Origin of the sequence: Frateuria sp. GZRe12, from assembly GCF_051900535.1 — a bacterium.
Lineage (GTDB): Bacteria > Pseudomonadota > Gammaproteobacteria > Xanthomonadales > Rhodanobacteraceae > Frateuria_A.
In genome coordinates, this window is sequence record NZ_JBHZGI010000004.1 from 237,646 (window position 1) to 260,839 (window position 23,194).

The window sequence follows — 23,194 nt, forward strand, 5'->3', positions numbered from 1 at the left end:
CCTGCAACCCGGGCCCATACCCCACGAATCAGGACCTTCGATGACCCCACCCGCCACCCGTCCGCTCTGGAAGCGCATGCTGTTCCGCCGCCTGAAGTTCTTCGGCGTGCTGGTGGCCCTGGTGGTGGCGCTGCTTGGCGGCAGCTACCTGTTCGCGCCGCAATGGCTGCTGGGCGCGCACGTGATGCGCCAGGCGATGACCGCGCACGTGGAAGAACACACGCTGCGCGCGGGCGACACCACCTGGAGCTTCTACGAAGGCGGCCAGGGCCCGACGCTGGTACTGCTGCACGGCTTCGCCGCGGACAAGACCATCTGGCTGCCGCTGGCCGAACAGCTCACGCCGCACTTCCACGTAGTGATCCCGGACCTGCCCGGCTGGGGCGAATCCTCGCGCGACCCGGATGCCAGCTACGGCGTCGACGCCCAGGCGCGGCGCCTGCAGTCGTTTCTCGCGGCGCTGAACCTGCAGCGTTTCGTACTGGTCGGGCACTCGATGGGCGGCGCGATCGCGGGCGTCTATGCGGCCCAATCCCCGCAAGGCGTGGCGGCGCTGGCGCTGGTGGACGCCTATGGCTTGAAAGCGACCCCGAACGATTTCGATCGCACCATCGCGGGCGGCAAGGATCCGTTCGTCTACGACGACCGCGCCGGTTTCGAACATGCGCTCAAGCTCGCCTTCCTGCAGCCGCCGGAGATGCCCGGCCGCATCGAGGACGTCTTCGTGGCACGCAACCGGCGGGACCGCGCCTTCATCGAGCGCACGCTCAGCGAGCTGCGCAAACCCGAGGACTACCTATCGCTGCAACAGCGGCTGGGCCAGCTCACCATGCCGGTGCTGGGGCTGTGGTGCAGCGAGGATCGCATGGTCGATCCGTCCGCGCTGGACAGCCTGCGCAACGGCCTGGTGCAAGCACCGGCGATCAGCTCCAGCGTTCTCAACGGCTGCAACCACATGCCGATGATGGAAAAGCCCGAGGCCACCGCGCAGGTGCTGACCGGCTTCGTGCTGGGGCACTAGCCGCCGCGCGTTCCGCTCCCCGGGACAAGGGCAGAATCTGCCGCCGGACCTGGTCAGCCAGGCAACCGCACGCCGAGCAGAGCGAATCGCCGCAGCCCTTCGACGCTGGGCAGCAGCGCCCGCCCGTGCGACGCGTGGCGTAGCCAACCCGCCTCCAGCATGGCGCCGGTGAGCGCCACGCCCAACGGCCCGCCCACGTGCAGGCGCCGTTCGGTCCAGTCCAGGCAGGCTCGGCCGCGCAGTCCCGGCAAGCGCGCCATGGACTCCGGATCGAGTCCCGCCTCAGCCAGCGCCGCGGCCCCGGCAGGGTCCAGAGAGAGGCCTTCGCTGGTGGTCGTCAGATGACCGCGCCCGAGCAACTCCGCGCAGAGCGCCACGCCGAGCTGGCCGGCGAGATGGCGATAGCAGCTGCGCGCGCGCCGCAGCGCGGTATCCCCGGTTGGCGGCGCGATCGGCTGGCGCGGCGGCGCGAGTGCTTCGAGCCAGCTGGCTACTTCGTCCCCGGCCAGCCGGTAGTAGCGATGGCGCCCCTGCGCCTGCACGGCGAGCAGTCCGCCCTCGAGCAGGCGCTTGAGGTGCGCGCTGGCGGTCGGTGCACCGACGCCTGCCGCATGGGCCAGCTCACCGGCCGGGCGCGCGGTGCCATCGACCAGGGCCAGCAGCATCGCCGCGCGCGCCGGTTCGGCGAGCAGGGAGCCGATTTCGGCGAGCTGGTGTGGCGTGAGCGAGGTGGCGTGCATGAAAGGAGTCTAGTACCGCACTTGCCCGGGACCTTTCGGTGGAAAGCGAAGCGTATGGTCTTCCGCAGGGTTGCCCTCACGCCCCTTCGTCTGCCTTCGCCCCGCGGTGGCGGGGGAAGGAACCTGTGGATCGCCATGGCCCCGGGAACGCGGGGGCTCGCCGGCTCTGTCGATCACGTACCGCGCGGCTTCGCCCGGTGCGTCGGGGTGGCGGACCAGGGATCGTCTGGCCAGGGATGGCGCGGGTAGCGGCCTTTGAGTTCCTTCTTCACTTCCGGGTAGGTGCGCTCCCAGAAGCCCTTGAGGTCCTGCGTGACCTGGATGGGCCGGCCGGCCGGCGAGAGCAGGTGCAGGGTCACCGGCACGCGCCCACCGGCCACGCGCGGGGTGTCGGCCAGGCCGAACAGTTCCTGCAATTTCACCGCCAGCACCGGTGGCTCGCCGGGTGCGTATTCGAGCTTGCGCAGCTGGCCGCTCGGGACGCTGAGGCTCTCCGGGGCGTGCTGGTCGAGCTGGCGCCGCTGCTCGTAGTCGAACAGTGCGGCCATCGCCTGGGAGAGTTCGTCGGCACCGAGCGCGTCGAGCTTGCGCTTGCCTTGCAGGTATGGCCCAAGCCACGCCTCCAGCGAGGCCAGCAACGTCGCGTCGGATACGTCGGGCAGGCCCAGCTCGGGCATCCAGCCGGCCAGCGCCTGCATGCGCGCGCGCAGTCGCCGGGCGGTCTCGCTCCAGGGCAGCGTATCGATGCCGCGGCTGCGGATCGCCGCGAGCAGCGCGGGCAGCGCGTCCTCCGGCCGGACCGGCACGCCGCGCCGTTCCAGCACGATGGCGCCGAAGCGCTGCTCCTCGAACGCCTCCACCGCACCCCGGGTGTCGTTCCAGCGCAGCGTGCGCTCGCGCCGGAAGTGCTGCGGGAAGTCCTCATCGAGGCGGCGTGGGTCGAACGGCGCCGCGGCGAGCACCAGGCTGTCGCGCGTTTCCAGGCGCAGGTCGAGCACGACCAGCCAGGGCTCGCCGAACAGCGCACTGGCCTCATGCAAGGAGACGCCGCGACCGTTGGCCAGCGTGTAGCGGCGCGGATTGGCTTCGTCCTGGCGGGCGATGCGGTCGGGCCAGGCATGCAGCAGGAGGTCGCCGACGGCATGGTTGTCGGGTACGCCGCTGGCGGCCGTGCGGACGTCCAGACGTCTGCGCCAGCCCTTGGACGCCTGCTCGATGGCGGCCATGGCGCCGCTGTCGAAACCGCCGCGCGCACCGGCCCCCTTCGATGGGCCGGGCGCGGAACCCCGGCGGTCGCGCCAGGCGTGCAGCGCCTCGACGCGTGCGCGGAAATCATCGCTGCGTGCCTCCTCGCCGCGCAGCGGCGAGCGTGCCTCGACCAGCGCCAGCAGGTCGGCCGCCAGTGGGTGCAGTTCCGCCGGCGCACGCAGCGCCATGGCTGCCAGCCGCGGGGTGGCGCCGAGTTCGAGCATGCGCCGGCCCAGCGGCGTGATGCGGCCATCCGCGCCGAGCGCGCCCAACGCGGCGAGCAGTTCGCGCGCCTGCGCCAGCGCGCCCGCTGGCGGCGGATCCAGCCAGCGCAACGTGTCGTCGCTGCCGGCGCGGACACCCCAGGCGGCCAGTTCCAGCGCCAGACCCGACAGCTCGGCCTGCTCGATCTCCGGCGTGCGCGCGGCCTCCAGCCGCCGGCTTTGCGGCCACAGGCGGTAAGCCGTGCCATCGGCGACGCGGCCGGCACGACCGGCGCGCTGGTCGGCCGAGGCCTGCGAGATAGTGACCGTTTCCAGTCGCGAAAAGCCGGAGTTGGGATCGAAGCGCGGCTCGCGCGCCAGACCGGCATCGATCACCGCGCGGATGCCGGGCAGCGTCACGCTCGATTCGGCCACGTTGGTGGCAAGAATCATCCGCCGCGTGCCCGGCTCGGCCGGCGCCAGCGCAGCCTGCTGTTCCGCCAGCGAGAGTTCCCCGTGCAGGGCGAGGATCTCGAGTTCCTCTCCTTTTGCGACAGGAGAGGGAAGCGTGTTTTCGAGCAGCGCATGGGCGCGAGCGATCTCGCGGCGTCCGGGCAGGAACACCAGCACGTCGCCGGGATTGTCCTCCAGCGCCTGGCGCGCGACGCGGGCCAGTTGATGTTCGGGCGTCTCCTGCGCACGCGCGGGCGGGTGCTCGATGCGCACGGGAAAGCTGCGTCCCGGGCTGGACAGCCGCGGCGCGTCCAGCCAGCGCGCCATGCGCTCGCCGTCGAGCGTGGCGGACATCACCAGCAGCCGCAGGTCGGGACGCAGGGTCGCCTGCACGTCCAGCGCCAGCGCGAGGCCAAGGTCACCGGCCAGGTGGCGTTCGTGGAACTCGTCGAACAGGATCGCGCCGATGCCGGACAATTCCGGATCGTCCTGGATCAGCCGCGTGAGGATGCCCTCGGTGACCACCTCGATGCGGGTGGCGGCACTGACCCGGGATTCGAAGCGGATGCGGTAGCCGACGGTCTGGCCGACCTCCTGGCCCCGCTGCGCCGCCATGAACTGTGCGGCGGCGCGCGCGGCGATGCGCCGAGGTTCGAGCATCACGATGCGCCGGCCTTCCAGCCACCGCGCGTCGAGCAGCGCCGGTGGCACCTGGGTGGTCTTGCCGGCGCCGGGCGGGGCTTCGAGGACCAGGCGCGGGTGGGCGTCGAGCGAAGCGCGCAGCTCCGGGAGGAGCGGGGTGATGGGGAAGTCGGCTTGCGTCATTCCCGCGGATGATAAGGGCTGGGCAGGGTCGCCCCCATCCGTTCCATCGGCGCGAGCCCGCCTATCGAGGCTCCCCGCTTACGGGGAAAAGTGTCGACAGGCGGATGGGGGTTGCCCTGGCCGGATCTACTTCCCACCTGCCATGCACTGTGCCACCCACTTGCGCGCCGTGTCCACGCCCTCGGTATCGCCAAGGTGTGTACGCACGCTTGCGATGACCTGCCAGTTGCGCGCACACAGTTCGCCATGCTGCGAGCCGTTGCGCCACGACTCCAGCGCCAGCCGTTGGGCGGCGTCGTAGTCGCTCTGCTTGAGCGCCGCCTCGGCCTGCTGGTGGAGCTGCTCGGGCGAGGCCGGCGGCGTGGGCAGTGGCACGTCGGTCGGCGAGGCGGCCGCCGGCGGCGGCTCCTTCGCGCGCTCGGCGCGCAGCGGCGCCAGCGACTCGAACTTGGCCTGGTACTCGTCGGTGATGCGCTTGGCGTCGTCGCTGGAGCCGATCACCCGCGGCGTGATCAGCACGATCAGCTCGGAGCGGTTGCGATGGCGGTCGGTGCTGCCGAACAGGCGACCGATCAGCGGGATGCGGTTCAGGCCTGGGATGCCGGTATCGGTGTCGCCCTCGTCCTGGCGGATCAGGCCGCCCAGCAGCACGGTCTGGCCGCTTTGCACGCCGACCTGCGTGGCGATCTCGCGTTGCTGGATGGTGTAGTTGCCGTTGGAGTCCTTGGTGCCCGGCACGCTCACCTGCTGCTTGATGTTGAGGTAGACCAGGCCGCCGGGATTGATGCGCGGCTGCACGTCCATGATCACGCCGGTGCTGATGTATTGCACCTGGCCGATGGTGGTCGGACTGTCGTTGGTGGTGGTGCCCAGGCCGGTGGTGAAGAAGGTCTGGTTGACCGGGATCTGGTCGCCCGCCTGGATGTGCGCGACCTGGTTGTTCATCACCACCAGCGAGGGCGCCGAGAGCGTCTTGACGTTGCCGTTGGTCTCCTGCGCGTGCAGCGCGACCTGCAGGTTGTTGTTGAGGAAGGAGTAGAAGAACGAGTCACCGGTCGGGTTGTAGGTCATGCCGCCCTTGCCCAGCGCCCACTGCTGCTGGTTGCCGGGCTGGCCAGGGGTGACTCCACCGCTGCTGTTGGCCGTGCCGCCGACCAGGCCTTCCAGGTACCACTGCACGCCGAACTGGAAGGCGCCGGTGAGCTGCACCTCGAGGATGCGGGTCTCGATCTGCACCTGCAGCGGCACCGTGTCCAGGCGCTGGATCGCGCCTTGGATCTCCGCCCACTGGGACGGACGCGCGCGCACCAGCAGCTGGTTGTTGGCATCGACCGAGGAAATCTTGGTCGAGCCGTCCGCCGAGCTGTACTGCTGGTCGTTGGCCGAACTGCTGGCGTTGGCCAGGCCGCCGGTGTCGCCGAAACCGCCGCTGCCACCGAAGCCGTTGCCCTGGCCGGACATGCCGCCGTTGTCGCTGCCGTTGATGCCCGACAGCCCGCCGCTATTGCCCATGCCAGTGTCGTTGCCGCCCTTGAAACTGCCCGAGCCGCCGGCGATTCCGCCGCTGTTGCCGAAGCTGCCGGCGGTGCTGCCCATGCCGGTGCCGTTGGCGTTGTCGGCGTTGCCCAGGGTTCCGGAGTTGAGCCCGGGGCCGACCTCGCCGCCGCTGCTGCCGCTGGCCGAGGCGTTGGTGTAGATCTGCGCCAGGTATTTGGCCAGGTCCGACGCCTTGATGTTGCGCACGTCGTAGACATACAGCTGCGGCTCGTTGCCGCCGCCACGATCGATGCGCGCGATCCAGTCGCCCACTTCCTGCAGATAGTCCGGCTGCGTGCTGATCACCACCAGCGCGTTGGTGCGCTCGATCGGGATGAAGCGCAGCATGCCGGCCAGCGGGCTGTCGCCCTGCTTGCCGAAGATCGCGTCGAGCTTGGGCATCAGCTCGGACACGTTCGCCCGTTGCAGGCTGAACACGCCCACCGACATGCCCTTGAGCCAGTCGACGTCGAAGGTGCGGATGGTGCGGGCGTAGTTGTCCAGTTCCTGCGGCGAGCCGGCGAGCACCAGCACGTTGCGCGACGGATCGGCGAGCAGGATCGAGTCGGGCCGGGCGAACGGCTTGATCAACTTCTGCATCTGCGCCGCGGAGATGTAGTGCAGCGGGAACAGGCGCGCCTGCATGCCGCCCTGCGGCGCCACCGCGCCGAGGCTGGGCGAGACGCTGCCGGCGATCGCGTTCTTGGAGGGCATCACGACGTAGCTGTTGCCCTGGCGCACCAGCGCGTTGCCGGTCCAGGACAGGAGCGTCTCCAGCACCGGCAGCGCCTGGCTGGCGTCGATCGGTTCGGAGGTGGAGAAGGAGATGTTGCCCTGCACGCCCGGCACGATGGTGTAGTTCTTCTTCAGGAAGTCGCCGAGGATGGCCTTGACCACCGCCTGCACCGGCTGGTTCTCGAAGTTGAAGGTCACCGCGCCCTCGCCATGCGCGGGCGGCCGGGGCGTGGACAGCGCCTGCGGGCGGATGAACTCGCCGGTGCCGCTGTTGATCTGCGGCTGCGGGCTGGCTTCGCCGGCCGGGCTGATGTTGTTGTTCAGCGGCAGCGGCGCGGGCGCGGGCTTGTCGGTACCGGCGATGGCCTCGCGCTGCAGCGCGTAGTCGTCGCGCGGCTGCGGCATGCTGGAGCATCCGACCAGCCAGACCGTCAGCGCAATGGCGCCGATCCGGGACATTCGGTGCAGGGCGTGGGGGAACATGGTCAGCGATCTCCTTCGTGAGCCTTCGCGGCAGCCTGTTCGGCGCGGCGTTTCTGGATGGCGGCCTTGAGCTGGCGCAGGCGCTCGGCCTGGCGATCCTCGTTGGTCATGTCCATGCGGGCCGGCGCGCCGCCGCGCATGGCCGGGATGGCGGCGCCGCCATCGGACGGGGCGTTGTCATTGTCGCTCCCGCGATTCTCCGGGATGCCGGGGCCGGGACCAGGCCCCGGCTCGTCCGACGGGTTGCCGTTCTGGTCGTCCTCGTCGGGTGGTTGCAGCCGGTGCGAGCGGTCGATCACCTCGTCCGGCAGCTCCGGCACCGACGAGGCCCCGGCCGGATTGCCCCGCACCTGGTCGATCGGCACGCCGGCCGGCAGTTGCAGTTCGACCCGGCCGCTGGACGAATCGAACACCGCCGAACGCGGCTTCACCTCGACCAGGGTCCAGCTGCCGTCGGGCAGGCTGGCGCCCTCTTTCACCCGCAATTCCTGGTTCTTGTCGGCCTGGCGCTTGTTGTGCAGCAGCGCCATGCGCAGGGTTGGCGTGAGGATGATGCCGGTCAGTTGCATGTCGCCGAGCTGGCTGCCGCCGCTGGCGGCGTGCGCCACCGGCTTGCGGTCGGGATTGAACAACGGCTGCTGCCAGACCGGCGCGTAATGATCCAGCGGCACCGGTGGCGGCAGCGTGGCGGCATGCTGGGCCGGCAGCGGAGTCGGGGCGCGTGGCGGCGCCCAGTGCACGCCCCGGCCGATGCCGGCCAGCAGCGCCAGGAAAACCACGCCCAGCACCAGCGTTGCGGCGGCCAGCGGCACGGTCAGGCGGCGTTGTGCGGCGGCGTTCATGGCTCTTCCCCGTCGCCGGTGTCCATCGAGCTCTCGGCGGGCGCGGGCGCGGCGCCGACCGCACCGTGCGAGGGACGCACGTAGCCGGACAGGGTGAACTGCACTTCCAGCACCGGCTGGTTGCCCTGCTGCGCGGCGACCGGGTTGCGGTAGATGCTCAGGTCATCGACGAACAGGTAGGGAGTGCCCTGCTCCAGCGCGTTGAGCACCGCCACCAGCGGCTCCATGTCGCAGCGCAGGCTGATGCTCACGGCCGCCTTGCGGTACGGGCTGTTGTCGTCGTCCGGCGGATTGGGCAGCGGCATCTTCTGGGTGACTTCGCAGGCACCGCCGGCGGTGTGCGCGCCGACCGCGTCGACCACCCGCTGCATGAGCCCGGCCGAGGCGGCGTTGGGATCACTTTCGGGCAGGAACGCGGCGCTGGCAGCCTGCCCGGCGCCCAGTTCGGCGATGCGCTTCTGAAGCGCCGGCTTCTCGGCGATCGCGGCGGCGTAGCGGCTCTGCGTGTCGCGCAGGTCCGCCATCTGCGCGTCGACCGCGCGCAGCGGTGCGACGAACCACCAGTGGATCAACAGGAAGTAGACCAGCACCAGCGCCAGCACCAGCAACAGCACGGCGGCGATGCGGCTGTCGCGCGGCTTAAGTTCCAGTTGCCTCATGGCTGCGCTCCCGAACCGGCGCTGGCCGGTGCCGCCGGCGCGCCGGCCTGGCGCAGCTGCGCGACCATGTAGAAGCGTTCCTTGCCGCTGACCGGATCAGGCTGGATGCTGCCCTGGAAGTTCGGGTCACGAACGATCTTCGAATCCTTCAGCGCGTCGATCAACGCGGCGGCCTGCGGCGCCTGTCCCTGGAAGCCCACTTGCCCGCTCGGATCGACGCTGAGCCTTTCCAGCCATGCGTTCTGCGGCATCCGTCGGGTGAGATCCAGCAGCAAGTCGAGCATGGTCACGCGATTCTGCTTGCGGCGCACCAGGAAGCTCGCCGCGCCGGCGTTGTCCTGCAGTTCCTGGCGCAGCGCGGCGACCTGCTGCGCTTCGGCCTGCATGTCCTGCACCTGCATCTGCATGGTGGCGAGTGCCTGCTCCCGATTGGCAAGCCACTGCGCCAGCGCCAGCACCAGCAGCAGCACGACGGCCCCGGCGAGCGCGAGGTTGAGGCGCTGGCGCGGGTTGGTGCGGTAGGGCACGCGCGTCGGCGGCAGCAGGTTCACGCCCAGCCGCCCGGTGCCCTCGGCCACGTCCACCGCGTCGACGCGGATGCCCGCGCCTTCGAGCTCGGCCAGCAGCGGGTCGAGCGTGTCGCGCGGCACCGCCACCAGCTCGGCGAAGAAGCGTCCGGCCGGAGCCGGCGTGTCCAGTTCGAGCACGGCGTAGTGGACCTGCTCGACGCGGAACGGCGTCTGCCGGTCCATCTCGAAGGCACCGACCTGCTGCAGGTTGTCCCCCGCCGCGCGTGGCAACAGCAGGCGCCGGCGCAGGGCCGCCTCCGCCGGCAGCAGCAGCGCCAGGCGAAGATCCTCGCGATCGACTTCGCGCACCGCCGCGGACAGGGCGGCCTGCTCGATCGCCGCCTCGCTGCCGCGCGGCCATTGCGCGCGCACTTCCGTCTCGCCTGCCCGACGCAGCTCCCAGCGTCCGTCGGTGCGCTGCAGCAGGTACCACTGCGCGCCGCCGCCGAACAGCCGGCCCCACGCAGCCGGCAACAACGCGCCGAGTTCGCTGAACCACCAGGCGAAGAAGCGCGGCAGCGGCGAGGCGCGCCAGGCACGGCGCGCGCGGTCCAGCTGCGGCCGCAGCGATTGCGTTGCGTTGGTCATTCGCGGTCACCCTCCCGCCAGTGCAACACCGCGTAGGGCTGCGCCCCCGGACGAACGCCCTGCAGGCGTACGGTGGCATGCAGCACGGCGCGCGTGCCGTCGGCCATCGTGGCCTCCGAGCGGATACTATGCGTCACTCCATTGCCCGCGAACAGGCCGGCCACGCCCGGCCGCGTGTTCTTCCGTGCCGCCAGCACCTGGGCGACCCGTTCGGGCGTCATGCCCGGGATCGCCCCGAGCGCCAGCGGCTGGGCGGTGTTCGGATCGGGACTTTCGCGGCCGGACCAGATGGTGATCGCGCCGGCGATCGTGCGGTACAGCGCGGGCGTCATGCCAGCCACCTGTTGCAGTTCCTCGATGCTCAGGAAGGGTGCGTGGCGCGGCTGGTAACCGTTGGCTGCGTATACCTCCAGACCTACCTTGCGACCGGCGTTGAACTCGCGCCAGTCGACCACCGCCGCGGCCATCTTCTGCGCCTCGTCCGGACGCAGGCCGGCAGCGCGGAACAAACTCTGCAGCACGATCGGCGAGGCGCTGTTCAAGTCCACCTTGCCGCCTTCGTCGACCGCGCTGACGCTGACCGCCGCACCATCGAAACGGAACGTGTAGGGCCGGCCGTCGGCCAGCCAGCGCTCGGCCAGGCGCGGGTCCTGCAGCCCATAAACCGCGCGGGAGAGGCCGGCCTCGGCGGCATAGTGCGCCTGCGCCTGGGCGAACTGGAAGCGCGCCTGCAGGCCTTCGGTGCGCGCGGTCATCGCGTAACCACCGAGCATGATCGCCAACAGCGTGCACGCCCACAGCACCAGCAGCAACGCGACGCCCCGCTGGCCCCGACGCCGGCTCATGGCTGCCTCCAGGCGACGTTCGGTCCCGTCGCCTCCAGCATCGCGAACTGGCGCTGATTGGCCGAGGCATCCACGCGCAACGGCACGGTCAGCTGCGGCCAGTAGCCGGCGCCAGGCAGCTTCAGGTCGATGCGCACCAGTTGCGGCAGCTGATCGCCCTGGCGCCAGTCGTCGCGCCACGCGCCGATGCGGCCCTGCGCGTCCAGCCCGCGATAGTGGAAGCTCGCTTCGCGCACGTCCTCCAGCAGCACCTGCGGCGGACCGGGCTTGAGCGGCTCGCCGCTGGGCGGCAGCAACGCGAAGCGGACCTGCAGCCGCTGCCCGCCCTTGCCGTTGGCGACCAGCTCGAGCGTCTGCACCTGCGGCCCGAGCTTGCCCAGGTAACCGGGCAAGGGCGCGACGAAGCTCATCGAACCCGGCGCACCACGGAAGAAGATCGCTTCGTCGTTCTCGGGGTTCTTGCCCAGCTGCTGGGTCATCGCCTGCGCCAGCTCGTTGCGCAGGAACTGCTGCGCCGAGCGCACCGCGTCGAGCCGTTCCACCGCCGCGGTGCCCGAGCGCACGCTGTGCGAAGCGGTGCGGATGCCCGAATACACGCCCACCAGCAGCAGCGCGAGCAAGGCCAGTGCGGCGAGCGTTTCGAGCAGGGTGAAGCCACGGACACGCCGGGAACCACCAGTGGACAGAACACGGACGGCTCCCCCACTCGCCCGGGTATCCACGGGCAGCGCCAGGGCGACGTATCCCGCCCGCCTCCTTGGCCCAGAGGTCACGAACCTGCTCCCTGCGGCTGCGGGCCACCGACGCGCAAGGTGCTGAAGCGCGCCGTGTAATCGTGCCCTGCGCTGGTCCACATCACGTCCAGGTCGAGCCGGTAGAGCTTGAGCGGCGAGGCCTGCGCGCGAGGCTGCGGGCCGCTCGCCTGCGCGGTCGCCGGCGGCTGCACCGGCCGCACGTCGAGCTGCCAGCGGTAACGCTGGTCGAAGCGTCCGCTGCTGCGACCGACGCGGATCGGTTCCAGTACGAACACGCTGTCGAGCAGGCTGCGGCCCCACATCGCCGCCTCGCTGCGTTCGGCCGAGCGCGCGGTGAGAGTGAGCGAGCTGCCGGCCACCCGCATCAGGGACGCGAAGGTGATCGCCAGCAGCAGCACCGCGGCGATCACTTCCAGGAGGGTGAAGCCGCCGGCGCAGGTGCGCCTGCCCGATTTGGCGGAGCCCGGCCATGCGGTTGCCAGCCCGATCATGAATTGACCACGCTCACCGCACCGGTGAGCCAGGTGACGTTGACCTGCCAGCGGCGCTCGCCCCGCTGCAGGACGATGTGGCCGCCGGTGGAACTGCCGTCGGGGAAGAAGCGGATGCGCCCGGTGTGGTTGTCCGGCTGGTCTTCGCGCGCGCTGGTGATGGACAGGCGCATGCCTTTGGGCAGAGCCACCTCCTTGCCGCCGGCGGCTTGGTAGCTGGCCGATTTCGTGTCCAGCTCGAAGGACTGTTCCGTGCCCTTGACAATGGCCTGCGCGCGGGTCGCGCGCAAGGCGGCGGCCAGCTCCACGCTGGCCGCGCGCGTGCGTGCGCTGGCCAGTCCCTGGGTCACCGACACAGCGGCCGCGGCCGCGGCGATGCCGATCAGCAGGATCACCGCGAGCATCTCGAGCAGGGTAAAGCCCCTGGCGCGCGGTGCGTGCCGGGAACGGAGGACAGGGAACCGGGAACGTGCGGCCTCATCGCGGGCGCCGGGCAACATGCTCCGGACGTACGCGAAAGCCGGGGCCGCGTTGCGTCCCACGTTTCCCGTTCCCCGCTTCCCGTGCCCCGCTTTCATTGCCAGCTACCGATGTCCTTGCTGTAGCCATCGCCACCGGGCTGTCCATCCTGGCCATAGAACACCAGGTCGTAACTGCCGTGTTCGCCCGGCGCCTTGTAGCCGAACGCATGGCCGAACGGGTCGACCAGGTCGGACGGCTTGGCGTACGGGCCCTGCCAGTTCGGCGCGTTCGGCGGCTTCTTGACCAGCGCGTCGAGGCCGGCCGGCGGCGAGCCATTGTCCAGCGAGTAGTTTTCGATCTTCTGTCCCAGCGTCATCAACTGCGCCTTGCCCGCGCCGTATTTGCCCTTGTCGACGCTGCCGCCGACCTGGCGCACGACGATCGCGCCGATGATGCCGATCAGCACGATCACGGCGAGCATTTCGAGCAGGGTGAAGCCGCGGGCGCGCCGCGCGCGCATCGAGCCGGTCCGTTGGTGTTTCATTGCACTCTCCACATCATTGAATATTCGCCGTGAGGCTCAGCAGCGGCAGCAGGATCGCCGCCATGATGATCGCCACCAGCACGGTCATCACGATCGTCAGCGCCGGCACCAGGGCGGCCAGCAGGCGGTCGATCGCGCGCCTGGATTCGAGGTCGAAGGTGTCGGCGACTTTCAGCAGCATGGTGTCCAGCTGCCCGGCTTCCTCGCCGACCTGCACCATCTGCAGCGAGAGCCGCGGGAAGCGCTGCGAGCGCGCCAGCGCGGCGCTCAGGCCGCCGCCGCCCTTGACCTGTTCGGACGCCTGCGCAAGTGCGTCGTCCAGCGCGGTGTTGCTGGTGACCTGCCGCGCGATGCCCAGCGCCGTGAGCAGCGGCACGCCGTTCTTCAGCAGCGTGCCCAGCGTGCGGGCGATGCGCGCGGTCTCGACCTTGAGCAGCAGCGGCCCGATCACGCGCATGGTCAGCAGCTTCGCGTGCCAGGCCATGCGCAGCGCCGGGTCGCGCAGGCGCGCGCGCCACACCGCGACGCCCGCGATCAGCACGATCATGAGCAGCCACCACCACGATTGCAGCACCTGGCCGATGAACAGCACCACGCGCGTGATCAGCGGGATGGGCACCTGCATGTCCTGGAAGATCGGCACGAACTGCGGCACCACGTAGGCGAGCAACAGCACCAGCGAGCCGAGCACGCCGATCATCAGGAAGGCCGGGTAGATCAGCGCGTTGACGATGCTGCCGCGCAGCTGCTGGGCACGCTCGAGGTACTCGGCCAGGCGGCGCAGGGTTTCTTCCAGCGAACCGCCGGCCTCGCCCGCGCGCACCAGCGAGATGTACAGCTTGGGGAACACGCCGTGTTCCTCCTCCAGCGCCTGCGACAGCGTGGTGCCGCCGCGCACGCGGTCGCGCACGCGCTCGACCAGCCGCTTGGCGCGCTCGGCCTCGGGCAGTTCCAACAGGATGCCCAGCGCGCGGTCCAGCGGCTGGCCCGCACCGAGCAGGGTCGCCAGTTGATGGGTGAACTGCGCCAGCTGGTCGCCGGTAAAGGGACCGCGCTTGAACAGCGCGGCGAACGCCGAGCCTTCGCCCATGGCATCGGCAGGCCTGGCCTCCAGCGGCGTATGGCCCTGGTCCTGCAAGCGGCCGATCGCCTCCTGCAGGCTGGGGGCCTCGATCTGGCCCTGCAGCATCTCGCCTGCGGCGCTGATGGCGCGGTAGCGGAACTGGGCCATGTCAGAGGCCCCGCGCTGACTGCTCCCTCTGCCCCATCCTTAATAGATGCGGGGGGAGAGGGTTGAGGTGAGGGGCCAAGGGTTGCGGGAAAGGATGGGCGGAGCGTCGGGTGTTTGCGCCCTTCGAAGCAAAAGCTGACGTCACACCGGGGTGGATTTGCGCGAGCCCCGCCCCCTTACCCCAGCCCTTTCCCCGGCGGGCAGAGGGAACAAGAAAGGCGCCGACTCGCACGGCATCAGCCTTCCTGCGTGACACGCAGCACCTCCTCCAGCGTGGTCACGCCGGCGACCGCCTTGGCGATGCCGTCCTCGTACATCGTGCGCATGCCCTCGGCGCGGGCCACGCGCTCGATCTCGCTGGCGTCGGCGCGCTTCATCACGAGCCGGCGCAGCGGCTCGCTCATCACCAGGAATTCGACGATCGCGCGCCGGCCCCGATAGCCGGTCGGGTTGGCGGCACTGCTGCCGGGCTTCCACAGGCGGATCGGGCGTTCGTCGGTGTACTTCTCCAGCTCGAACTCGGCGATGACCTCGGGCGAGGCCTCGTAGGGAATCGCCGTTTCCGGATCGAGCCGGCGCACCAGCCGCTGGGCCAGGATCGCGTTCACGGTCGAGCCGAGCAGGTAGTCCTCCACGCCCATGTCGAGCAGTCGCGTGACGCCGCCGGCGGCCGAATTGGTGTGCAGCGTCGATAGCACCAGATGGCCGGTAAGCGCGGACTGGATCGCGATGCGGCATGTCTCCAGGTCGCGCATCTCGCCGATCATGATGACGTCCGGATCCTGACGCATGATCGAGCGCAACGCGTTGGCGAAGTCCAAGCCGATCTGCGGCTTGACCTGAATCTGGTTGATGCCCTCGAGCTGGTACTCGACCGGGTCCTCGACCGTGATGATCTTCACGTCCGGCGTGTTGATCCGCGACAGCGCCGTGTAGAGCGTGGTGGTCTTGCCCGAACCGGTCGGGCCGGTCACCAGCAGGATGCCGTTGGGACGTTCAAGCACCTCGACGAAGCGTTTTTCGAACGCGGGCGTGAAGCCCAGCGATTCGAAGTCGAACACCACCGACTCGCGATCCAGGATGCGCATCACCACCGATTCGCCATAGGCGGTCGGCACGGTGGATACGCGAAGATCCAGTTCCTTGCCCTGCACGCGCAGCTGGATGCGCCCGTCCTGCGGCAACCGGCGTTCGGCGATGTTGAGCTTGGCCATGATCTTGACGCGGCTGATCACCGCCGCCGTCGAGGACGATGGCGGTGCCTCGACCTCGTGCAGCACGCCGTCGATGCGGTAGCGCACTTTAAGGCGATTCTCGAACGGCTCGATGTGGACGTCGGAGGCCCGCTGCTCGACCGCGCGCTGCAGGATCAGGTTGACCAGGCGGATCACCGGCGCCTCGGAGGCGAGGTCGCGCAGGTGCTCGACGTCGTCCTCCTCGCTGGCCTCGCCGCCGAGGTTTTCCACGATCGTGCCCATCGCCGAACGGCCGGTGCCGTAGTAGCGCTCGATCAGGTCGTCGATTTCCGAGCGCAGGCCGACACGCAGCGCCACCGGCCGGCCGGCGGCGAGTTCGACCGCCTGCAGCGGATACGGATCGGCCGGATCGGCCACCACCAGCGCCAGGTCGTCCTCGCCCTCGCGCACCGGGACCACATGTTGCTGCTTGAGGAAACGCAGGGAGAGTTCGGGTTCGGCCGGCGGCATCTCCGGCGCGTCGCGCGCGGCCAGCAACGGCACGCCGAGCAGTTCGGACCAGGCCTCGGCCAGGTCGCGCTCGGACACCAGCCCGAGCCGCGCCAGCAGCGCGGTCAGGGTGCCCTCGGGCGCCTCCTCGTGCAGCCTGCGCGCGCGATGGAGGTCGCTGTCCTTGAGATTGCCGCGCGACACCAGGAGTGCGCAGACCGCCGCTTCACGGTCGTCCACGGAGAGCGCCCAGGTGGCCGCGGGCGTTGGAACTGCCGACATGCAGTGTCTCCCGCCAGTCACGTCAACCCGTCAACACCCCCCGCGTCGACGAGAAAAACCATTGGTAGCACATCCCCCGGCCCGGGCGCGAGCGCGCGGCGGGAGATGCCGTGGAACTTCCGACTAACATCACGCGCACAAGTTCAGCGCAATGTGAAACGGCCGGCGCCTGCATGTGCGCCGGCCGTCCGCGGGCTCGTCCCGGGGCTTACCAGCCCACGCCCAGGCCAACGCCGCCGGAGGTCTCGCTGCCGCTGACCGCCGCGCCGAAGGTCAGGCTGGCGTGCGAGGACAGCTGGCGCGAATAGCCCACCGCCAGCGCGCCCTGGTTGTGGTAACCGCCCACGCCCACGCCCAGCCGGTTGGGGCTGTTGATGCCCTGGGTGCTGAACGCCATCTGTGACATCGCCGCGCCCATGGCGCCGACCGCGTCCACGCGGTTGTTGACGGTGCGGAAGCGGTCGTCCATGTCCCGCCGCAGGCTGGACACGTCGGTGCTCATGAAAGCGACCTGCTGGTCGGTGTAGGCACGGGCGGTGGCCAGCGCCTGGTCGACCTGCCCGGTGTTGGCCGCGTCGGTGGGCGCACTGCCGGCAGCCACGTTGGTGATCCGGCGTTGCTGCGAGGCGCTGCCGACCGAGACCGTGTTCGCCTGGTCGGCAACCGAACCCTGGCCCAGTGCCACCGCGCCGTCGGCGGTGACCAGCGCGCCTTGACCCAGCGCGGTGCCGGAGGGCGCGACGACCGTGGCGCTTTCGCCGACCGCCACCGAGTTGGTGGCGTCCGGACCGATCGCCGCGTTGGCGCCCAGTGCGGTGCTGCCATCCGCCAGCACCAGCGCACCGCCACCGAGCGCGGTGTCGTTCGGGCCGGCGGCGTAGCTGCTGTCGCCCAGCGCGACGCTCGACTGGCCATCGCTCTCGGCGCCGACGCCGGCCGCCAGCGAGTACGCACCGGAGCTGTACGAGCCGTAGCCGAGCGCGGTGGAAAGGAAGCCTTCGGCCACGCTGTAACCACCCAGCGCCACGCCGCCGGCGTCCAGCGCGCCGCTGTTGAAACCGATCGCGGTCGACTGCTCGCCCAGCGCGCCGCCCGGTGCACTGGAGCCTTCCTGCGAACCGATGCCCACGGCGTAGGAGCCGCTGGCATTGGCGTCGGTACCCAGCGCCGTGCTGTTGACGCCGGTCGACACGGCGTTCAGGCCCATCGCGGTGGCACCATCGTTGCCGGCGAACGCCGCCGCGCCGAGCGCCGAGGCGCCGGCGCCCTGCGCCCAGGCGCCGCTGCCCTGCGCGGTGGCGTTGTCGCCCAGCGCAACCGTCTGGTAACCGGACGCCAGCGCGCCGCGACCGCTGGACACCGCCAGCGAACCCAGCGCGATCGAACCTTCGCCTTCGGCAAGGGTGGCGTAGAAACCGTTGTCCGGATCCGGATCGCCACCGCCAATGGCGATGCCGCCGCGGTCGGTCGCCTCGGAGTTGGCGCCCAGCGCCACGCTGTTGTAACCGTCCGCGCCGGCATTGGTGCCGCCGGCGAACGAGCCCTGGCCGGTGGCGTAGGAAAGCGAGCCGACCGCGGTGCTGTCGATGCCGTCGGCGCCGGAGCCCGCGCCCAGCGCCGTGGCGCCCGAGCCGCTGGCCTCGGTGGTGTAGACCGTGCCGTCGGTATCGGTATAGGCCCCGCCCACGGCAGTGGAGCTGTCGGCGGTCGCGCTGGCATCGGAGCCGACCGCGGTGGCGCCGCTGCCGGTCGCGGTCGCGTTGGCGCCGCAGCCGAAGGAGCCATCGCCCGTCGGCGTGGCCGGCACGGTGGTGGTCGTGCCATCGGTGGTGTAGGTGCAGCTGACCGGCGCGGTCTGCGCGTGCGCCGCCTGCGGCGCAAGCGAGAACACCGTGGCGAGTGCTACTGCCACCGCTCCCGCACCGAGGACGCGGCCGCGCTTGCCGGCCGTCGAAGCCAGTTCAGACGCCACCACCGGCGCACCGAGCACGCGGTTCCAGACTTTGCTGTAGATCTTGTTCACGAGGATTCTCCAATGCACGGGGCCTCGCGGCGCACGCGCCGCGGGCATCTCCGCAAGAAAGGGTTCGTCGGCCCGCGAGGCCGATCGGAGCGGTGCCCGCCGCCTGGCGGCGGGCACCGGAGACTCAGCGGGGTGCGCTGTCGCAGGCCACGCCGACGACGCCGAAGGCATTGGCCACGTCGATCACGCTGTAGCCGCGATCGACCGCCGCCTGCTCCACGCCACAGGAACCGCCGTCGAAGGTCTCGTTGGGAGCCCAGTACAGCGCGTTGGCGTCATGGAACACTTCGAACGCCATGCGCGTGTTCCAGCCGGCGGTCCTGGCCAGCGTGCAGAACGCGCGGTTGTAGACGCCGCTGGTGTAATGCACATCCAGGCTGTCGCTGTACTGGCTGGCATTGTCGATCGACGCGCCGTCGTTGCTCGGCGTGCACATGTCGCGCAGCGCGGCCATGCCCAGCATCGGCACCGTGGCCGGCTTGATCATGTCGGCGCCGACCAGGAAGTCGTTGCTGCCCCGGTCGAAATACTTCACCGCCTCGCCGGCCATGTCCGAGAACGCCTCGTTCATGCCGCCGGACTGGCCGGTGTATTCCAGGCCCGAATGCTGCTCGGTGAACCCGTGGCTGATCTCGTGGCCAGTCACGTCCAGCACCACGAACGGGTAGAAGTACTGGTCGCCGTCGCCGAACACCATCTCGGCACCGTCCCAGAACGCGTTCTCGTAGTTGGTGCCGTAATGCACCCACATGTGCAGCTGCATCGCGCTGCCATCACGGTTCCTGAGCGGCGGAGCGCCGAACCAGTTGCTGTACATGTCGTAGACCACGCCACCGAAGTGGTGCGCGTCGTTGATCGCCGAATAGGCGCCGTTGATCTGGTCACCCATGCTGGTCCAGCCGGCCGGGTTGGTGCCCGCGCAACCGAACGACCACAGCGTGGTGCGCTGACCGCCGGCCACGTTGTAAGTGGCCACTTCGTCGTTCTGCAGGTAGCAGACGTTGCCGATGCGGGTGGCGTCGAGCAGCTCCTGGCCGGGGCCCGACCCGTCGTACCAATAAAGGCCTGTGCCTTCGTTGCCGCCGGGACCGTTGGCCTGGATCGCCACCGGCGTGCCGCCGGGCGGGCGACGGCCGGTGGTCAGGCCGTCCCAGTGACGGATCACCTGTCCGGTATTGGCATCGACGATCGCCGTGGGGCGGGACAGCTGGCCGCCGACGTTGACCAGGTAGGAGCTGCGATACACCAGCCGGGCCTTGCCGTTGGACTGCGGATAGACGAACAGCTCGTTGAGCGCATGGCTGACCGTATCGCGCTGCTGGCCCAGCCTGGTCTTGAGCCGGGCTTGCGCCTGCGCGCCGGTCAGGTGCGGGCGTACCGAGCGCAGCGTGGTCGGCAGGCTGCCTTCGGCCTCCCCTTCGGCGCTGACCACGTTGCCGGCGCGGTCGCGCTCGACGACGAGGCTGCGGCCGTACACCGGCACGCCCTGGAAGGTCTGCCGCTCGCGCGTCTTGGTCGTGCCGCGAACGGTATGCGCATGCGCGCTGGCGGCGAAAGTGTTGCCCTTGCCCAGGCCAAGGCGCGCCGCAAGCGCGGCCGGGGCGAGGTGGCCGAGTCGGCCGGCATGGACGTGGACGGGCGCAGCCTGGCACAACGACGCCGAGGCGCAGCCGAGCGCGGCGAGCAGCGCGCCGGCGAGCTTCTTGTGGAGCATGGTTTTCCCCCTACGGACGAAGGGCCCCGGCGATGCACAGGGGCCTTGCTAGTGGTGCCATTTCGTGAAAATGACAACTTCGTCACGGTATGCGGGGTTGACGGGAGCGTCAATTGCGAAATTTTCCAAGAGCCGCTTGGCCGGCGTTCTGCTAGGAATAGTCGGTTTGTTGCGTCTTTGGGGCCGGCATCCCATTCCAGCCGGCCCCTGCACTTTCAGCGTGCGGCGATGTACTTCCCCAGCAGATCCACGCCGCTGTAGTCCGTCCGCCCGACCAGCGTGACGAACCAGCTGCCGGCCGCCGGACGGTCGAGCACCACCGACTCGCCGGTGCCGGCGTGCGCGGAGCGGCAGTGGTAGTCGTCGGCCGTTGCGGGCGTGCCTTGGTTGACATAGAGGGTGAGGTCGCCGCTGCCCCCGGTCGTGCGCAGGCTCAGTTTGCCGGTGCCCGCGGGCACGTCGATGCGGTACACCGCGCGGCTGCCCTTGGCTCCGGCCTGGTCCGTCAGCGCCACGCCGTTGGCCAGCACGGCCGGCTGGCTGGTGGTCACGCCCTTGGCGATGGCCATGTTCACCGCGGCGTAGGCGTCCAGGATACCGGCACCGATGCGGTGATCCGGCATCACCTTCGGCGTGGCGGCGGTGCGCTGCAGGATGTCCAGCACCGCGGCGGGCGACAGTGGCCGGAGGCCGCGGGCAAGTCGCGCGCCCTGCATCAACGCCACGGTGCCGCTGACATGCGGAGTCGCCTGGGACGTGCCCGCGTAGCCGGCATAGCTGGAGTCATCGGCCACCGGCTTGGTGGTGCCGCTGTTGATCGCCTGCCAGACGAAGCCGTCCGCGACCTGCTCGCCGCTGTTGCGGTCGCCCGCGTAGATGCCGCCGCCCGGCGCGGCCAGGTCGACCGTGCGCCCGTAGTTGGAGTAGTACGCACGCCGGCTGGTGATGCCGGTAGCCGCAACCGTGATGGTTCCCGGGCAGCTGGCGGGCGAGAAATACTTCGCGTTGTCGTTGTCGTTGCCCGCCGCGACCACCACCACCGCGCCGCGCCGGTTGGCCAGGGCAATCGCCTGCCCCATCGGATCGTCCGCCGTGCACTGGCCGTAACCGCCGAGGCTGAGGTTGATCACCTGCGCAGGATGGGTGTTGTCCGGCACGCCATCGACGTGGCCGCCAGCGGCCCAGATGATCGCGTCGCTGATGTCGCTGTCGTAGCCGCCGCAATGGCCGAGCACGCGGATCGGCAGCACCCGCGCACGGTAGGCAATGCCGGCCAGGCCGACGCCATTGTTCGTGCGTTCGGCGCCCACCGTGCTGGCGACGTGCGTGCCATGCCAGGAACTGGGCTGCGGCGGGTTGAACTCGTCCGTGCACATCGATTGCCACGGCTTGCCGGTGGTCCAGTCACCGGGGTCCCAGCCGCCGGGGATGCGGCCGTCGGTCTTGCGACCGGAAAGGAACGCGTCGGTGATGAAGTCGTAGCCGGCGCCGGCGAGCTTGGTGTTGACGTCCACGTGCGTGGTGATGCCGGTGTCCAGCACGGCGATCACGACGCCCTTGCCGTCGGCCAGGTCCCACGCCGCATTGACGTGGGAACCGCCGTAGTTGCGGTCACCGGAAATCGTGGCGCGGCCGCTGGGCGCCTTCAGGTCCCACTGGTAGCTGGCGTAGTCGGTATCGGTCGGACGGAAGGCCGACGGATGCAGCGAGGCCGGCGCGGCGATGTCGCTCACCGGGCGGCGCAGAACGTCCGGCGCCACGTGCAGCACGGCCGGGTCGCTGGCCAGCTGCGCCATCAGCGCGACGGCTTCGTCGCGGTCGAGCTTGCGCGAGGTGCGCAGCACGTCGGCTCCGATCGCCAGCCGTCGTCCGTAGCTGGCCTGCACGGGCGCCTGCATCATGCCCTGCGCACCGAGCGTGGCGCGCACCAGACCTGCGCGGGACAGCGCCGCGCCCATGCTCTGGCGCATGAAAGACGGATTGGCGCGCTCGGCGCTGCCTGGTCGCCAGGTCACGATGAAGCGGTCGTAATGGCCGTCGCTCTTGAGCGAGCTGATGTTGTAGTGGGTGCCGCCGAGTCCGCCGGTGGTACCGGCGGCGTGCGCCGCCATCGAGAAGGCGAAGGCCATGGAAGCGCCGAGCAGCGCCCCGATCCGCATACGATTTGCCATGAAGTGATTCCCCGGTTTTGAGCACCCGCCGCCTTGCACGGCGGGCAGTACTGCACGGAGTCCTGAAACCCCGCTTCCGTCGACGACGGTCGCCATGGGCGCGTCCTGCCGGCTGTCGCGTGACCGCATCACCAACGCCCCCACTGCTTCCTTGCCGTCGTCGACCTGCAAGCTAGGGGTTCATTTGTCGCCCCGATGTGACAGCGGGCTGGACGGCTGCGCGCCTTGCCAATCGGGCCCGCTCTGCAACAATGCGCGCTTTTGCGGACCTGCCATGCAGCTGATCGACATCGGCGCCAACCTCACGCACGAATCCTTCCGCCACGACTTCGCCGACGTGCTTGCGCGGGCGACGGCGCAGGGCGTCACACGGATGATGGTGACCGGCGCCTCGCGCGATGGCAGCGAGCAGGCCGTGGCATTGGCGCACGAACATCCCGGCGTGCTGTGGGCAACCGCGGGCGTGCATCCGCACCACGCGATCGACTACGACGAATCCACCGATGCGCGCCTGCGCGAACTGGCGCGACTGCCCGAAGTCCGGGCGGTCGGCGAGACGGGTCTGGATTACCACCGCAACTACTCGCCGCGCGACGTGCAGTTGCGCGTGTTCGAGCAACAGCTCGCCATCGCCGCCGAACTGGGCAGGCCGCTGTTCCTGCACCAGCGCGACGCCCATGCAGATTTCCTGGCTCTGCTCAGGCGCTACCGCGACCGCGTGCCGGCAGCCGTGGTGCACTGCTTCACCGACACCCGCGAGGCGCTGCACGACTACCTCGCACTGGACTGCCATATCGGCATCACCGGCTGGATCTGCGACGAGCGGCGTGGCACGCACCTGCGCGAGTTCGTGCGCGAGATTCCCGCGGACCGGTTGATGCTCGAAACCGACGCGCCTTACCTGCTGCCACGCACCGTGCGCCCCCCGCCGAGCCATCGACGCAACGAGCCGATGTATCTGAAACACATCTGCGAGGAAGTGGCGCGCGATCGTGGCGAGCCGGTCGAGGTGACGGCGGCGAACAGCACGGCCGCCGCCGCAGCGTTCTTCGGGCTGTAACACCCGCGGCTCCTTCGCAGAAGAAGGCC

Annotated in this window: 18 protein-coding genes; 2 read left to right on the plus strand and 16 right to left on the minus strand. The window is 70.0% G+C overall.

Annotated features, from left to right (window positions below):
• Positions 1–40: 40 nt before the first annotated feature.
• The gene (locus tag ACFWZ4_RS11505) at positions 41–1,021 is read left to right on the plus strand and encodes an alpha/beta fold hydrolase (protein WP_439704812.1); all 981 of its coding nucleotides are present in this window, start codon (positions 41–43) and stop codon (positions 1,019–1,021) included.
• A 53-nt stretch (positions 1,022–1,074) separates the two neighbouring features.
• Here the strand turns inward: ACFWZ4_RS11505 and ACFWZ4_RS11510 are convergent, their stop codons facing one another.
• The 16 genes from ACFWZ4_RS11510 to ACFWZ4_RS11585 form a co-directional block, all read right to left on the minus strand.
• Positions 1,075–1,761: an ArsR/SmtB family transcription factor gene (locus ACFWZ4_RS11510; protein WP_439704813.1), complete on the minus strand. Its 687-nt coding sequence runs from the start codon at positions 1,759–1,761 to the stop codon at positions 1,075–1,077.
• Positions 1,762–1,934: 173 nt separating this feature from the next.
• On the minus strand, positions 1,935–4,490 hold the full coding sequence (gene hrpB, locus ACFWZ4_RS11515; RefSeq protein WP_439704814.1) for an ATP-dependent helicase HrpB: 2,556 nt from the start codon (positions 4,488–4,490) through the stop codon (positions 1,935–1,937).
• 126 nt (positions 4,491–4,616) lie between these two features.
• Positions 4,617–7,244 carry a type II secretion system secretin GspD gene (gene gspD / locus ACFWZ4_RS11520; RefSeq protein WP_439704815.1) on the minus strand — a complete coding sequence of 876 codons (2,628 nt, stop codon included), beginning with the start codon at positions 7,242–7,244 and terminating at the stop codon, positions 4,617–4,619.
• Between the two features lie 2 nt (positions 7,245–7,246).
• The gene (locus ACFWZ4_RS11525; RefSeq protein WP_439704816.1) at positions 7,247–8,086 is read right to left on the minus strand and encodes a hypothetical protein; all 840 of its coding nucleotides are present in this window, start codon (positions 8,084–8,086) and stop codon (positions 7,247–7,249) included.
• On the minus strand, positions 8,083–8,745 hold the full coding sequence (gene gspM, locus ACFWZ4_RS11530; protein WP_439704817.1) for a type II secretion system protein GspM: 663 nt from the start codon (positions 8,743–8,745) through the stop codon (positions 8,083–8,085). Before gspM ends, ACFWZ4_RS11525 begins: the two co-directional genes overlap by 4 nt.
• On the minus strand, positions 8,742–9,902 hold the full coding sequence (locus ACFWZ4_RS11535) for a type II secretion system protein GspL (protein ID WP_439704818.1): 1,161 nt from the start codon (positions 9,900–9,902) through the stop codon (positions 8,742–8,744). The genes gspM and ACFWZ4_RS11535 overlap by 4 nt, the downstream gene beginning before the upstream one ends.
• A complete protein-coding gene (locus ACFWZ4_RS11540) occupies positions 9,899–10,747 on the minus strand; it encodes a general secretion pathway protein GspK (RefSeq protein ID WP_439704819.1) in 849 nt (282 codons plus the stop codon). Before ACFWZ4_RS11540 ends, ACFWZ4_RS11535 begins: the two co-directional genes overlap by 4 nt.
• A complete protein-coding gene (locus ACFWZ4_RS11545; protein ID WP_439704820.1) occupies positions 10,744–11,469 on the minus strand; it encodes a prepilin-type N-terminal cleavage/methylation domain-containing protein in 726 nt (241 codons plus the stop codon). Before ACFWZ4_RS11545 ends, ACFWZ4_RS11540 begins: the two co-directional genes overlap by 4 nt.
• 47 nt (positions 11,470–11,516) lie before the next feature.
• Complete coding sequence (locus tag ACFWZ4_RS11550) at positions 11,517–11,993, minus strand: type IV pilus modification PilV family protein (RefSeq protein WP_439704821.1); 477 nt, start codon at positions 11,991–11,993, stop codon at positions 11,517–11,519.
• Positions 11,990–12,493 carry a type II secretion system protein gene (locus ACFWZ4_RS11555; RefSeq protein WP_439704822.1) on the minus strand — a complete coding sequence of 168 codons (504 nt, stop codon included), beginning with the start codon at positions 12,491–12,493 and terminating at the stop codon, positions 11,990–11,992. The genes ACFWZ4_RS11550 and ACFWZ4_RS11555 overlap by 4 nt, the downstream gene beginning before the upstream one ends.
• 74 nt (positions 12,494–12,567) lie before the next feature.
• Entirely contained in the window at positions 12,568–12,975 is a 408-nt protein-coding gene (gspG, locus tag ACFWZ4_RS11560) for a type II secretion system major pseudopilin GspG (RefSeq protein WP_439704941.1), read from the minus strand.
• A 37-nt stretch (positions 12,976–13,012) separates the two neighbouring features.
• Positions 13,013–14,230, minus strand: coding sequence for a type II secretion system inner membrane protein GspF (gene gspF, locus ACFWZ4_RS11565; protein WP_439704823.1), 1,218 nt, complete (start codon positions 14,228–14,230; stop codon positions 13,013–13,015).
• Positions 14,231–14,466: 236 nt separating this feature from the next.
• On the minus strand, positions 14,467–16,197 hold the full coding sequence (gene gspE / locus ACFWZ4_RS11570) for a type II secretion system ATPase GspE (RefSeq protein WP_439704824.1): 1,731 nt from the start codon (positions 16,195–16,197) through the stop codon (positions 14,467–14,469).
• Between the two features lie 208 nt (positions 16,198–16,405).
• Positions 16,406–18,220, minus strand: coding sequence for an ESPR-type extended signal peptide-containing protein (locus tag ACFWZ4_RS11575; RefSeq protein WP_439704825.1), 1,815 nt, complete (start codon positions 18,218–18,220; stop codon positions 16,406–16,408).
• A 124-nt stretch (positions 18,221–18,344) separates the two neighbouring features.
• Positions 18,345–19,934: a M4 family metallopeptidase gene (locus tag ACFWZ4_RS11580; protein ID WP_439704826.1), complete on the minus strand. Its 1,590-nt coding sequence runs from the start codon at positions 19,932–19,934 to the stop codon at positions 18,345–18,347.
• A 215-nt stretch (positions 19,935–20,149) separates the two neighbouring features.
• Positions 20,150–22,105: a S8 family peptidase gene (locus tag ACFWZ4_RS11585; RefSeq protein WP_439704827.1), complete on the minus strand. Its 1,956-nt coding sequence runs from the start codon at positions 22,103–22,105 to the stop codon at positions 20,150–20,152.
• A 274-nt stretch (positions 22,106–22,379) separates the two neighbouring features.
• Here ACFWZ4_RS11585 and ACFWZ4_RS11590 point away from each other — a divergent pair, with 274 nt between their 5' ends.
• Complete coding sequence (locus ACFWZ4_RS11590; RefSeq protein WP_439704828.1) at positions 22,380–23,165, plus strand: TatD family hydrolase; 786 nt, start codon at positions 22,380–22,382, stop codon at positions 23,163–23,165.
• Positions 23,166–23,194 lie beyond the last annotated feature (29 nt).

What these genes read in the sequence shown, in the direction of transcription:
- ACFWZ4_RS11555 (WP_439704822.1), bottom strand. Translation starts at nt 12,493, where the DNA reads ATGTTGCCCGGCGCCCGCGATGAGGCCGCACGTTCCCGGTTCCCTGTC.
- gspE (WP_439704824.1), bottom strand. Translation starts at nt 16,197, where the DNA reads ATGTCGGCAGTTCCAACGCCCGCGGCCACCTGGGCGCTCTCCGTGGAC.
- ACFWZ4_RS11505 (WP_439704812.1), top strand. Translation starts at nt 41, where the DNA reads ATGACCCCACCCGCCACCCGTCCGCTCTGGAAGCGCATGCTGTTCCGC.
- ACFWZ4_RS11540 (WP_439704819.1), bottom strand. Translation starts at nt 10,747, where the DNA reads ATGAGCCGGCGTCGGGGCCAGCGGGGCGTCGCGTTGCTGCTGGTGCTG.
- gspF (WP_439704823.1), bottom strand. Translation starts at nt 14,230, where the DNA reads ATGGCCCAGTTCCGCTACCGCGCCATCAGCGCCGCAGGCGAGATGCTG.
- ACFWZ4_RS11580 (WP_439704826.1), bottom strand. Translation starts at nt 19,934, where the DNA reads ATGCTCCACAAGAAGCTCGCCGGCGCGCTGCTCGCCGCGCTCGGCTGC.
- ACFWZ4_RS11510 (WP_439704813.1), bottom strand. Translation starts at nt 1,761, where the DNA reads ATGCACGCCACCTCGCTCACGCCACACCAGCTCGCCGAAATCGGCTCC.
- gspD (WP_439704815.1), bottom strand. Translation starts at nt 7,244, where the DNA reads ATGTTCCCCCACGCCCTGCACCGAATGTCCCGGATCGGCGCCATTGCG.
- hrpB (WP_439704814.1), bottom strand. Translation starts at nt 4,490, where the DNA reads ATGACGCAAGCCGACTTCCCCATCACCCCGCTCCTCCCGGAGCTGCGC.
- ACFWZ4_RS11535 (WP_439704818.1), bottom strand. Translation starts at nt 9,902, where the DNA reads ATGACCAACGCAACGCAATCGCTGCGGCCGCAGCTGGACCGCGCGCGC.
- ACFWZ4_RS11550 (WP_439704821.1), bottom strand. Translation starts at nt 11,993, where the DNA reads ATGATCGGGCTGGCAACCGCATGGCCGGGCTCCGCCAAATCGGGCAGG.
- ACFWZ4_RS11525 (WP_439704816.1), bottom strand. Translation starts at nt 8,086, where the DNA reads ATGAACGCCGCCGCACAACGCCGCCTGACCGTGCCGCTGGCCGCCGCA.
- gspG (WP_439704941.1), bottom strand. Translation starts at nt 12,975, where the DNA reads ATGCGCGCGCGGCGCGCCCGCGGCTTCACCCTGCTCGAAATGCTCGCC.
- gspM (WP_439704817.1), bottom strand. Translation starts at nt 8,745, where the DNA reads ATGAGGCAACTGGAACTTAAGCCGCGCGACAGCCGCATCGCCGCCGTG.
- ACFWZ4_RS11590 (WP_439704828.1), top strand. Translation starts at nt 22,380, where the DNA reads ATGCAGCTGATCGACATCGGCGCCAACCTCACGCACGAATCCTTCCGC.
- ACFWZ4_RS11585 (WP_439704827.1), bottom strand. Translation starts at nt 22,105, where the DNA reads ATGGCAAATCGTATGCGGATCGGGGCGCTGCTCGGCGCTTCCATGGCC.